Source organism: Streptomyces carpinensis (genome assembly GCF_002154505.1).
GTDB lineage: Bacteria > Actinomycetota > Actinomycetes > Streptomycetales > Streptomycetaceae > Streptomyces > Streptomyces carpinensis.
Genome location: NZ_MUBM01000204.1, coordinates 1 through 13,114, shown reverse-complemented (window position 1 = coordinate 13,114; position 13,114 = coordinate 1). Strand labels below are relative to the sequence as shown.

Sequence of the window (13,114 nt, the reverse complement as noted above, 5' to 3'; positions counted from 1 at the left end):
CTAATCCTCCGCCGACAGCCAGAACAGTCTGAAGGCCGAGTTGTGGGACTTGTGACCGAACCCGCCCGACAACGTCATCCCTCGGACGTCCATGAGGGGATGGCACGTAGCGTTGCAGAAGTTGATCGTCGTGGCACCGAAGATCGCATGCTCGTTCGGGGCCAAGCTGCTGAGAATACCCTCCTCAGCATGTCCCGCCGCTTGGACGAACTCCTCTCCGTCCCGCAGGGACCAGGCGGACGGCATCTCACCACCGCCGTTGATCCCGATTCGGATCGTGACCTGCTTGGTTTCCTGGTTGAAGACACCGATCACCGCGGTCGTTCCGTTGTAGTGGGCTCCGTAATAGTCGTCGCGGACGGACTGCAGTTCCTGGGCCCGGTCGTGCGCCAGCCAGGCGTCGTCCTCTGTCGCGGCGGCAGGACCACAGTTGTGGACCAGTACCGCTGCGCTGCCGGCGAGAACGTAGTAGGTGTGCGCATTGCCGACGGTCAGGTTGTGGACGGTGGCGTTCTGCCCCGTCCACCGCTCGACCGCGGTGACCTGGACGTACGTGCCCGCGCTGGTCTTCAGCCACTCGCCGGACTTCAGATCGGTGGCCTTGATCCAGGCGTGCAGCTCGGGCACCCAGAAGGGGTGGCCGTCGGTCGCGGTGACCTGGGCCGTTTTGCTGCCCTTCTCGCCGTCGGTGTCGATCGTGACCTTGACGAGGTGCTTCAGGCCGTGGCCCTTGATCTCGGCCGTGACCGTCTCGATGCGGCGCTCACCGGTCCTCGGGTCGGTGGCGACGACTTTGTCGCCGGCCTTGACCTGCTCGATCGGCTTCGTGGTGCCGTCGGCCATGAGTACCTTGGTGCCCGGCACGAAGCTGTTGTTGATCGGGCAGGAGCCGCCGCCCTCGGCCTTGCCCGAGCCGCCGCTGCCGCTGGTTCCTCCGTTGCTCTTGGAGGATCCGCCGGACTTGCCGCCGGGCTTGGAGCCACCGCCTCCGCCGCCCTTGCCGCCACCGCCACCACCGCGGGTGTGGGACGACACCTTCGGGGCCGCCTGGGCCTGAGCCTGCTTGTGACGGGGGTTGCCGGTCTTCTTGGCGAGGTCGGCTGCCTTGTCGGCGGTTCTCTTGGCTGCTTCGGCCGCTCTCTTCTTGGCGCGTTGCGCTGCCAGCTTCTTGGCTCGCTCGATGGCGAGTTTCTTCGCTCTCAACGCCGCCCGCTCGGCGGCCTTGGCCGCCTTCAGGACGATCTCCGCTGCCTTCTTGGCCGCACGGAAGGACTCGACCGCCTTGATGGTGCGCTTGACGGCCTTGATGACAGACGGGATCTTGCCGAGCTTGGTCCACGGGATCGCGTCGACCGCGATGCTGATGCAGGACCACATGTCACCGCCGAAGCAGGCGATCGCATCGTTGATGCCGATGAAGTCCTTCAGCGTCTCCCACGCCACGGCCAGGATCACCGAGGTCATGGACTTGCCCTGCATCGCTTGCGCCTGCGCGACCTGCGCCGCTGACAGACCCGCGCCCGCGAGGGCCGCGGCCCGCTCGGAAGCGGTCAGCGAGATCGCCAGACCCGACGGGTCGGAGAACGTCACCGGGTTGTTGTGGGCGTAGGCGTACCCGTTGGACTGCAGGACGTCGTTGAGGTCCAGCACCGGGTCGGCGGACAGGAACCGTCCCACCACCGGGTCGTACAGGCGCGCGCCCAGCGGCACGAAGCCCGAACTGTCGTCGTTCGGCGAGCCCAGGAAGCCGGTGTGCGACTGCCGGTTGGCGCCGGTCGTGTCCGCGCCGCGCTCGTTGCCGAACGGGTCCTGCTTGCGGATCCGCACCGACATGCCGCCGTCGAGGGCGATCTCGGCATACGGGCTTCCCTGGTGGTCACCCGTGATCGCGACCAGCTTCTCGCCGGCGGTGCCGTAGGCGTAGCGCATGACCGCGCCGCCGGGAGCATCGTAGGTGCGCTGCGTGTTGACCAGCACACCGCCCTTCTGGACGGTGACCTCGGACTCACCCAGGGTGAGCGTGGCCTGCTTGCCCTTGATGGTCAGCAGGCGCGAGCCGTCGGGACCGTAGATGTAGCGGGTGTCGTTCTGCGGCGCCCACAGTTGCTCGGACTTCGTGCCGTCACAGGTGGCCAGCACGATCGGGGTCGAGCTCGCCGAGTTGGCGCCCTGGACCGACAGGCACAGGCCCGAGGCGACGTGGGTGAGCTGGCCGGAGGCGTTGCGCTTGAGCTCCTGGCCGGCCGAGCCGTCGCACTTCTGCAACTGGACGGCGGACCCGGCGGTGTTGCCGGCCGGCTGGACGCACCACTTGTCGTAGACGTTCAGCGTGCCCTGGTCGGGATTGGTCCCGCCCGGGGTGGGGCTGAAGCGCCAGTTCTGCGCCACCGACCCGTTGCAGCTGTACAGCTGGATGGCCGTACCGGCGACCGCGAGGCCGCTCTTGAGGTCCAGGCACTTGTCGGCCAGGCCCACGTACGGGGTCTTGCCACCGCTGCCCGCGCCCTGGATGCGGTCGACCTGGCCGTCATAGGTCCAGCTCAGCGACTGCTTGTCACCGTTCTGGACCGAGGTGACCGTCTTGGTCTCGCCGGTCAGCTCGTACAGGCGCTCCGCCTCGGCCTTGACCTGCGCACCCTGGGGGGTGGTGTAGGTCTTGGACACCTTGGTCAGCGTGCGCGGCTGGCTGCCGTCCGCCTTGCCGTAGGCGTAGGTGGTCGTGGCGTCCTTGGCGGTGTTGCCGGTGAGGTCCTTCTCGGTCAGCTTGGTGCGGTTGCCGAGGAGGTCGTACTCGTACTCCTGCCAGTACCCGGAGCTGTCCTTGCCGGCGGCGACATTGAGCGTGCCGTCGGTGTTCTTCGGGCCGGCGCAGGAGGTCTGGTCCTTGGCGGTCCAGGCCGTCTTCAGCTCGCCCAGCGGGTCGTAGGCGAAGCACTGGCGCTCGTCGATGCCGGTGGCCGCCTCCTGGATGGAGGTGACGTTGCCGGACGGGTCGTAGGTGTACGACCGCTTGGAGACGAGGTTGCCGGAGACCAGGGACTGGTCGTCGCTCTTCTCGCGGTAGACCTGCTGGTCCTTCAGCTCACCGCTGGACTCGTCGAAGGTGTTCTGCGTCCAGACCCGGTAGGGCTGGGCGCCGAGCGTGGAGCGCAGCACCTGGCCGTAGGGATCGTAGACCGTCTCGGAGCCGTACCAGTCCTTGCCGGAGATGGAGAGCGGCTTGCCGTCCTTGTTGTAGCGGACGACGAGCTTCTCGTTGTCGAGCTTGCCGATCTTCGGCAGCGTGGACTCCTCCAGCATGCCGTTGTCGCTGTACTTGTAGGAGTACGTGTACGACTTGTCCAGGCCCCAGGTGGAGGCCAGGGTGGTCGGCAGGGTCAGCGTGGTCGAGGTCGGCTGGTAGTCCTTGGTGTAGCCGTCGACCTGCTGGGTGTAGGCCTCACCGTCGGTGTAGCGGGTGGCGGTGTAGGGCATGCCCTTGCCGCCGGGCGCCAGATCGTAGGTGAAGTTGGCGAGCAGGGTGCCGGACGCGTTGTTCAGGCGCTGCTCGGTCGGCCGGGACAGCTGGTCGTAGCCGTTCCAGACGGTGATGTTGCGGGCGTTCGTCGTGGTGAGAACGCGGTCGTGGGTGTCGTAGGTGTTCCGCGTGGTGCCCGCGTCCGGGTCGGTGGCGGTCTCCTGACGGCCACGGTGGTCGTACGTCCACGTCCACGGGTGCTTGTCGTCTGCGGAGTTGGTCGCCTTCACCATCTGGCCGCGGGTGTCGTACTCGTAGCGCATCGACGTGAAGCCGCCGGGCGCGTCCGCGTTGAAGGTGTCCACCCGCTGGGTGCGGCCGAGGGCGTCGGTGTAGACGCGGTAGTCGGACGTGCCGCTGGGGTTGTCGACCTTCGACCAGTCCAGGCCGTACTCGTACTTGGTGGCCCGCTCCGGGACCTCCTTGGACTGGGTCTCGTGGGTCAGCGGGTCCTCGACCTTGAGGACCGGGGTCTCCTGCAGCACGCGGCCGGAACCGTCGTAGGTGTAGCGCGTGATGTTGGGGACGGCCGTGTCGGCGAGCGGGGTGAACAGCTCGCCCGGCTTCGCCTCGTAGGTCAGGTAGGCGTTGTTGGTCTGCCAGACCTCACCGGAGCTGTTGTACAGCGTGTCGGTGATCAGCCAGCCGCCGCCGTCCGCCTCCTCCTGGGTCTGCCGCTCGCGGCCGAGGCCGTCGTAGAGGGTGACGGAGGTCTCGATGCGGTCGTTGTAGCCACGCGAGTAGGTGGTGACGTAGGACGGCTTGCGGTCCCCGCCCTCCTTGTACTCCGGGACCGTGTAGACGGCCCGGAAGTCCGGCACGGCGGAGTCCGAGGGGGCGCGGTCCGCGGCCCAGGCCTTCTCGAGCCGGCCCAGCGGGTCGAACTCGGCCTGGGTGACGTGGTTGTTCGCGTCGATCGTCTTGGTCGTGGTGCCACGACCCGGCTCGATCTCACGGACCTCGGACTGACCGACGGCGTTGGTCTCGGTGACCTTGAACACCTGACCGGTGGCCGGCTCGTAGGTGATGAGGCCGGACGTCTTGTGGTCGGTGTCGGTCGTGCGGGTCACGCGGCCGATGGCGTCGAACTCGGTCGTGCCGTCGGACTGCCAGCCCGTCCCGTCGCCGTTGATCGACCACGTCTCCGAGGCCTCGCCCTTGGTCGTGTCGGCGAGCGCGGCACCATAAGCCTGACCGTCGTACGCCGTCCGGGTGCCGCTGAGCGTGGACAGATCCGAGAAGTCCGCGGCCGCGCAGGTGGTCGGGGAGACCAGGACCTGCTTGGTCAGGCCGATCAGGTTCTTCGCGGTGTTGTGGACGTACTCCGACTTGGTGCAGGACTCGTCGCCGGACTTGCCGGTGTCGCCCAGCGATTCCACCTGGACGGGCAGACCGTAGGTCGGCTCGTAGGTGGTGTGGGTCTTGACGACGCGCTGGGTGCGGTCGTCGTCGCTGTTGGTGCCGGAGGACTTGGTGTAGGCGATCTCGTCCGGCTCGGTGACGCGCCAGGCGCGCAGCGGGTCCAGGCCGTCGTCGCGGTCGCGGTGGGCCAGCTCGGTGGCCTCCGGGACGGTGACACTGCGGGAGACCCAGTCGGTGTCGGCGTCGTCCGCGTTGTCGTAGTCCAGCTCTTCCGCGATGCGGCCGGCGAAGGCCTCGCGGTCCTTGGCGATCTCGGTGCCGGTGATGTCCTTCATCGACACGGTGTCACCCATGCCGCGGAAGTACCTCGTCACCGCCTTCGACCGCTTGGAGCCGATCGACGCATCGTCGGTGCCGGTGATCACCGTGGTCTGCTCGACGCCGGCGAACTGCGAGTACGTGCGGGTCGACTTCTTGGTGAACTCGGCGTCGGCGAGCTTCCAGCCGGGGTTCTTGTACTGGTACGCCGTCTTGGTCGCGAACGCGCCGTCGACGTTGGGGAGTTCCTCGATGGAGTCCACCACGTACTTGTGGAACCAGTCGATGTCCTCGACCTCGGGGTCCGGGGCCCAGAACGAGGGGTAGCACAGCCGCGTGTTCGCCTTGAGGGCGGCGGTGTCCTTCTTGTCCGGCAGGTTGGTGCCGGTGGCGCAGTCACCCTCGGGCTTCTTGTAGGTGACGACGGTCTCGCCGCCGTACTCGTTGATGACACGCGCGATCCGCAGCCGGGAGAAACCGGGCCGCGGGTCGCTCGGGCGCATCACCCGGTTGGGCATGTCCTCGGCGTTGGACTCGAAACGCACCGCGTTCATGGTGACGCTCTTGTCCGTGCTGCCGTTGCGGGCGTAGCCGGTGCGCTGCACCGACTCCAGCCACAGGGCCGTGTTAGGGCCGGTCTTGAGGACCGGGAAGCTCTGCGTGAGCGCGTAGCGGTCCACGACCTGGCGGGCGGTCGTGTCGGTACGGCGCTGCGCGGAGGTCTGGATCTGCACCAGGCGCTTGCGGCTCCAGAACGACGGACCCGCGTTCCAGCACTTCGTCTTGTAGGTGGAGGTGACCTGCTTGCAGTTCAGGTCGGCCGGGGTGTCGTACCAGATGCGGTACTTGCCCGGGTCCTTGTCCTCGAAGTTCGCGTCCGAACACGTCAGGGCACCCTCGGGCAGGCAGCGCTCGGCGACCGTGAAGTTCACCCGGGCCGGAGCGGTCGCGGAGAAGAGGGTGTCCTTGCGCTGGCCGTAGTCGATGTGGTCGAGCCAGCCGTCGCGGTCGTAGACGACCGGGGCCTTGAAGTCGAAGTTGCGGGCGTAGTAGTTCTGCGCCTTCTTCCACCACAGGGACATGGCGTTGCCGTGAATGTCCTCGACGTAGTCGAGGTTCCACCGCCAGCCCTGGGTGCACCACGAGTGGGCCCAGTCACCGGCCTTGTAGCAGTCCTCGCCCTCGTGGTTGCCGTACACCGGCACGTTCAGCACCGAGTCGGTCGTCGGCTGCCCCGAGGTCCAGCCGGGCAGCTTGTTCAGGCCGAAGTAGTAGCGGGTGCCGTCCCGGGTGGTTACGACCCAGTACTCTCCGTTGCGGGCACCGTTGCCGTTGTCCGAGTCGGTGAGGCGCTCGATCTTCGAGCCGTCGCCGTTGGCGGTGAACCACTTGCCCTGGTCCTTGTCCCAGACCAGTTCGGTGGTCATGCCGCCCAGCGACAGGGTCGCGTTGTTGGAGCCCCAGCACAGGTCGGCGGTGCGGTGCGTCTTGTTGTTGGACCCGTCCTTCTTGGAGTCCTCACGGCAGTTGGCGTACGTCCGGGTGATCGAGCCGGGGTTGTAGTCCCAGCCGTCACCGATCCAGGACGCCTGGTTGTTGGTCGCGGAGGTGCGGCCGTCCACCGACTGCGAGGAGTAGCCCAGGGAGATCTTCGGCGCCAGGCCGCCGGCGGTCTCCGGAACCTGCACGTCGTAGGAGTACGTGAACGCGCCCGACGAGGAGCCGGCCGCCCACGCACCCGACGACAGCAGCGGAGACGCGGTGAAATCACCGCTCGCGGAGGCCCCGGTGTCCATCGCACCGACGACCTGCGGACCCGAGGCGTCCACGACGGGCAGCACGTCGCCGCCGCGGTACGACGCGGTCCGCGCCGAAGCCCCGGAGGCGGTTGTGCCGGAGTCGCCGCCGAGCAGGTTCCCGACCGGAACGGAACCGGTGAGGATCTTACGCTTGGTGGCCTTCTTCGCGGCCTTGTTCCTCGTCGGCGCCTTGTCCGCGGCGACGACCTCGACCGAGCTGCGCAGCCGCTCGGGCCGCTTGTCGCTCTTGCCCGACATGGTGGTCACACCGCTGTCGGTGGCGCAGTCGCCGGTGTCGGGGGCGTCCATGACGCAGTTCGGCAGCAGGACCAGGCCGAAGCGGTCAGCGGCCTGCGGGCCGTACAGGTCGGCGAAGCCGGTGGTGTCGACGGCGATCGAGACCTGCGCGGCCGGGTCGGCGTCGGCCGGCGGCGTGACCTTCATGATCATGCCGGAGACGCCGGCGTCCTGCGACGCGGTCGGCGCGGCCAGGTCGACCTTCCAGTCACCGTCGACCGCGGCCGGGTCCGTGCCCGCGGGCACACCCACCGCGATCGGCAGGTCGTCGACCGGGACCGTCGTGCCCGGCGCGGTGTCCGCCTTCAGGGTGGCGACACCGCTGTCCTGCGCCCACGGCGTGACCGCGGTCGGGGCGTAGGGGTCCACGGGGACCTCGGGCGCGGTGGTGAGGTTCTTCTCGGCTTCCTCGTCCGCGCCCAGCGCGGTCGGCTTGGGCAGGTCGGGAAGCTTGACCTCCTCCCGGCTCATGCCGGGGCCGGGTATCGCCCACGCCTCCGTGCCGAGACTGCTCACCAACAAGGCCGAGGACAACAAAAGGACGGTCGCCACGCGGCTTCGCCGGCGGCGCCGTCGTTGGGACTCCGTCCTGACAGGGCGTGACCGCCCCAGCCACGACGGTGGACTTAGAGCACGCATACGCGTCGACCCCACCAAGGCATGCGAAAAACAACAGATGGAGCCCGAACCCTCTGTCATGACCGCCACATGTTTCAAGATCGGTCTCGACCGGTTCCCGAACCCGATGTGATCTGCGGCACTGGACAAGACTGATGCTTCGTCACATCACTGGAAAAGTAGACAAGATCGCGATTTCCCGTGCCTATGAACGCACTTCAGGTGACCAAAAGCCGCATATGACGCACCGTCAACAACCAGTCAAGCGCCCACCAAGCGACCGTCACAGATTCATAAATCTTTCATACGTGGACCCGTTGTGGGGAGTGTGTGATCGTGTGCGCGCCCATGCCCATCCGCCTGGACCACCACGGGAGTAGACCGCCGCCGTGTCCGCGCCGCCTCGTTTTCTCAGCCCCTTCGTGCGCACGCGCACCAGGCTGGCTCTCACTCTTGGCCTTGTACTGGCCGCCCTGACCGCCGCGCTGTTGCCCTGGTGGCAACCCGGCGAGCCCTCACCTCCGCAGGCCCGCAAGGCCACCGACGCACGGCAGGCCGCGACCGGCCCACGCGACGAGGCGGCCGCCCAGGCCGAAGCCCGGCGCACCCACAAGCAGGTGCTCGTCGACACCGCCACCACGGCCACCTCCCAGACCTGGGCGCGGCCGGACGGCAAGCTGCACACCCGCATCACGGCCACGCCGACCCAGGCGAAGACCGCGACGGGCAAGTGGACGCCGATCGACAACCGGCTGCGCCGCGTCAAGAACGCCCCGCGCAACCTGGGCGTCCAGCCCGTCAACGCCGCCCAGCCGATCCGCTTCTCCAGCGGCACCGGAACCACGCACGCCGACCGCTCCTTCACCCGCCGGCCGCTCGCCGAGGGCCCGCAGGCCCAGGACACGGTCCTGGCCGAGGCCGACATCAACGGGCACACCGTCGCGTACACCTGGCCCGGCGCCCTGCCCGAGCCCGTCCTCGACGGCCCGCGAGCCCTGTACTCCGAGGTCCTGCCCGGCGTCGACCTGCTGCTCGTCGCCCGCGAGGAGGGCGGCTTCGCCCAGCTGCTGATCGTCAAGAACAAGGAAGCCGCGCAGAGCAAGGAACTGGCCACCGTGGCCTACGGGCTGCACTCGAAGACCGCCGTCTTCCACCATGACACGGACAGCGGCCGCATCCTCGTCCAGGACAAGTCCGGCAAGGAACTCGGCTCCATCCCCACCCCGTTCGCCTGGGACTCCGCCGGCCGCGACCCCGAACTGGACGAGGGCAAGGGCACCCCGCGCACGTCGGTCGCCACACCGGCCGACGTGCTGAAGCTGTCCGGGCTGAGCGGCGTCGAGCCTGGCGCGCACCAAGCGCCCATGCCCGTCCGGCTCAAGGGTGACGGCACCGGCACCGCACGGCTCGACCTGCACGCCGCGAAGGCCGGCCTGTTCACCGACGACGACGTCCGCTACCCGGTGTTCGTCGACCCGACGCTCAACAGTGGCTGGCTCGCCTGGACCGTGGCCTACAAGCCGTACCCCAACTCCAGCTTCTGGAACGGCACCAACTTCTCCTCCGGCACCTCCGACGCCCGGGTCGGTTACGAGAGCGAGACCGGCGGCACCGCCCGCTCGTTCTGGCGGATGAACTACAGCACCAGCCTCAAGGGCGCGGACATCTCCTCCGCCACCTTCAAGGTGCTCAACAACCACTCCTGGTCCTGCACCACCCGCGAGTTCCAGTTCTATCTGACCGGCGCCATCTCCTCCGGCACCACCTGGAACAAGCAGCCGAGCTGGTCCACGCTGCTGCAGAAGAAGTCCTTCGCGCACGGCTGGTCCTCCACCTCCTGTCCCGACGACTACGAGGCGTTCAACGTCAAGGCCGCCGCCCAGGAAGGCGCGGACAAGGGCTGGTCCAACATCACCTTCGGCATCCGCGCCACCAGCGAGTCCGACGCGCAGACATGGCGCAAGTTCAAGGCGACCAGCGCCACCATGGAGGTCGTCTACAACCGGCCTCCCTCCGAGCCCACGGGCGGCAAGTCCACTCCCGGCGGCACCTGTTCCGTCGGCGGCTCGGGTGTGACCATCGGCAAGACCAACGTCGTGCTGTCGGCCACCGCGAAGGACGCCGACGGCAACCTGAGCAAGCTGCGCTTCCGCTTCTGGAAGACCGGCGGCACCGTCCCCTCCGGGACCCTGGTCACCCCCAACTCCAGCGGTACCGCCACGCTGACCATCCCCGCCACGTTCCCGCTGGAGGACAAGGCCACCTACTCGTGGGACGTGCGCGCGGAGGACTCCGGCGGCCTGGTCTCCACGTACTTCCCGCCGGGCACCGACCCCTGCCGAATCACAGTCGACGCCAGCGCACCGCCCCAGCCCACCGTCGACAGCGACGTCTTCCCCGAGGCCACGTCCGACGGCCAGACCTGGGCCACGGTCAAGTTCGGCGGCAAGGGCGCGGTGACCTTCACCTCCGAGGGCGCGGCACAGTTCCGCTGGTCGATCGAGGGCAACAACCCGGTCTACGTGCCCGCCACGAACAACACCGCCACCCTGTCCGCACTGTCACCGCCGCACGCGGGCCCCAACACCTTGCAGGTGTACGCCTACGACTCCCTCGGCAACGCCAGCAAGCGCACCGACTACACGTTCTACGTGCCACCGCGCGACACGGCGGACGGTCCCTGGGACGCCACCGGTGACACCCTGCCCGACCTGCTGATCGTCAACGCCGACGGCAACCTGCGCAACTGCGTCGGCGGCGAGGACGGCGACCTGTACAACTGCCTCACCGCCTCCTACGACGGTGACAAGAAGACCGACCCGCAGGGTCACTGGTACGACCCGGCAACCGGCAAGTCCGCTCTGATCACCCACTTCCAGGACGCCTACCCCGGTGACGGATCCACGGACCTGTTCGCGGTCTCCCCGAACGGCCGCTTCTGGCTCTACCCGGGCGACGGCTACGGCAGCTTCGACGTCACCCAGCGCCTGGAGGTCCGCCTGCCGTCGAACGCCCCGGCGCCCTCGACGTGGACCCAGATCAAGGCCGTCGGCGACATCACCGGCGACAAGCTGCCCGACCTCGTGCTGCGGGCCGGCGCCGAACTGTGGACGCTGTCCGGCTACACCGGCGCCACGTTCCAGACGGCGACGCAGATGAACGCCGACGCCTGGGCGCGCCGGGAGGTCGTCAACGTCGCCGACATCAACGGCGACAACACACCCGACCTGCTGTGGCGCAACCTGGACAACGGCAACATGTACGACCGCCAGGGCAAGCCCGGCTCCGCCGGCGGCAGCGTCGACCTGGAGTCGCTCAAGGTGGCCGCCAACTCGCTGACCGGGAAGGACGAGCCCTACGGCACCGGCTGGTCCGAGGCCTCCGTGCCGACGGCCATCGGTATCCCGGACGTCAACAAGGACGGCGTCCCCGACCTCTGGGCCCGCTTCTCCTCCGACGGCTACACGCGGATCTACCACCCGTCGCGGACCAACACAGGCTCCGCCGTAAGGGTCGTCCTGTCGGTGGACTGGAACACGATCAAGGCCTTCGGCTGACGCTCCTCCTGCCAGCGGGCCCCGGCCATCCCATCAGGGGCGGCCGGGGCCCGGTCATGTGCGGTGACAGAACTCGGCACCCGTTCGGCGCCCGGCCTCGGCCGGGAAGACGCTCCATGCCGACCCCACTGCCCGGCCACCTCGACGCCCGCGAGCCCTGGCCGAGGGCGATCACGCGCATTTTCGCCAACTTCCTTATTATTTGCTGGTGTTGTGTATGTATGGTTGCGTGCATGGAGTTGCTGCGTATGTCCAAGGCTGCGAAGCGTCTCGGGATACACCCGATGACGCTTCGTCAGTGGGCGTTGGACGGAAAGATCCCGTTTACGTGGGTCGGCCGTGAGCGCCGGTTCTCCTCGGTTGATGTGGAGAACATGAAGCGCGGCAGCGCCTGCTCAACCTCCCGTCCGCGCTTGGAGTTGCTGTATGTGCGCGTATCCGGCTCGATTGGGCAGGAGTCCTCGCTGGAGGCGCAGGAACAGCAGTTGCGGGTCACCTCGACCGGGAAAATCGTCAAGGTCGTCCGGGATCGTGGGTCGGGTCTGAAGGAGAACCGGCCCGGTTTGAACCGGGTGTTGGCGATGGGGGCGGACGGTTCGGTGACCGTGGTTCGGGTGACACATGAGGATCGGCTGGCCCGGTTCGGTGTCGGCTGGCTCAAGCGGTTGTTCTCCGTGTACGGGGTCGCCGTGGAGGTGTTGCACCCGAAGAAGCTCGGCGACCGGGAGGAACTCCTCGAAGACTTCGTCTGCCTGGTCACCACCTTCGCAGGCCGCTTGTATGGGATGCGCAGTGCGGAGAACCGGCGCCGTCTGCTGGCGGAGTCCGGTCAGTGCGGCGACGAAGGCGGGGCTGCGTGAGCCGGAAGCTGTCCCTCGCCGAGGGCGAGACCTCCCGCACCGCGTGTGCCCGCGCCCTGGTCCGGTCGGGCGTGGATGAGAAGACTGGTGAAGTCCTCACCTGCGCCGCTCTGGCGGAACGGGTGGGCTGGTGTGCTGACCTTGTGGCCGGGATGACCGGCGCGCTGCTGGCCGGACACTGGAATACCACCGACGTGGACGTGCTGGCCGGCGGGCAGGACGCGGGCGGCCGGAAGCTGCCGTCGAACGCGTGGATGGCACTGCGCCGCCTGGGCTGGACGGTCTCCTGCGAGGCGAAGGTCAACGACCGGATCGTGCGCATGGCCCAGGAACAGGCCGGGCGCGCTTTGCGGTCTGTGAAGTGGCGCGCCGATCTGGTGGCCGGTGTGCTGGCCTTCTGGCCCGACGACCCGAAGAAGCGCACCGGCGAGGAGTGGGACGCGGTACGTGCCGCGATACCGGGCGGCGAGTACCTGCCGTCGAGTGTGATCCGTTCCCGTACCCGGCAGATCACCGGCTTCGAGCGCAACCACGGCCGTCGCCCCCTCGACGTGTTCGAGTTGGAGCCCACTCCGCGTGTGCCGCGCATGTTGCTCCTCGCCGCCTGCGACGGGCAGCAGGCCACCATCGAAAGCTCCCAGCTTGAGCCGACGAAAGCACTCCTGCGGCTGCAACTGCCCACCCGGCCAAGCCCGCAGACATACCGTGACTGGACCTGGGTTGAGTGCTCGATCACGCTGCCGCCCACTGTTGCGGCGAACGCGATGATCCACCTGCCCACCCTGC

The 13,114-nt window shown here is 68.1% G+C and carries 3 protein-coding genes and 1 pseudogene; 3 read left to right on the top strand and 1 reads right to left on the bottom strand.

Annotation, left to right across the window (positions count from 1 at the left end):
- Positions 1 to 7,764 (bottom strand): ricin-type beta-trefoil lectin domain protein, encoded by a 7,764-nt coding sequence (locus BZY54_RS26330; protein WP_244217342.1) that lies wholly within the window; start codon positions 7,762 to 7,764, stop codon positions 1 to 3.
- A gap of 536 nt (positions 7,765 to 8,300) precedes the next feature.
- Between BZY54_RS26330 and BZY54_RS26325 the strand changes: the two genes are divergently transcribed.
- The 3 genes and pseudogenes from BZY54_RS26325 to BZY54_RS53595 form a co-directional block, all read left to right on the top strand.
- Positions 8,301 to 11,468 carry a DNRLRE domain-containing protein gene (locus BZY54_RS26325; protein WP_086727809.1) on the top strand — a complete coding sequence of 1,056 codons (3,168 nt, stop codon included), beginning with the start codon at positions 8,301 to 8,303 and terminating at the stop codon, positions 11,466 to 11,468.
- 233 nt (positions 11,469 to 11,701) lie between these two features.
- Positions 11,702 to 12,328, top strand: coding sequence for an IS607 family transposase (locus tag BZY54_RS26320; RefSeq protein ID WP_158103920.1), 627 nt, complete (start codon positions 11,702 to 11,704; stop codon positions 12,326 to 12,328).
- Positions 12,325 to 13,114 (top strand): annotated as a pseudogene (locus BZY54_RS53595) (zinc ribbon domain-containing protein); the annotation flags it as partial. The gene BZY54_RS26320 and the pseudogene BZY54_RS53595, both read left to right, overlap by 4 nt.

Excerpts from the sequence above, each read along its gene's own strand:
- BZY54_RS26330 (WP_244217342.1), bottom strand. The coding sequence starts at position 7,764 with ATGAGCCGGGAGGAGGTCAAGCTTCCCGACCTGCCCAAGCCGACCGCG.
- BZY54_RS26320 (WP_158103920.1), top strand. The coding sequence starts at position 11,702 with ATGGAGTTGCTGCGTATGTCCAAGGCTGCGAAGCGTCTCGGGATACAC.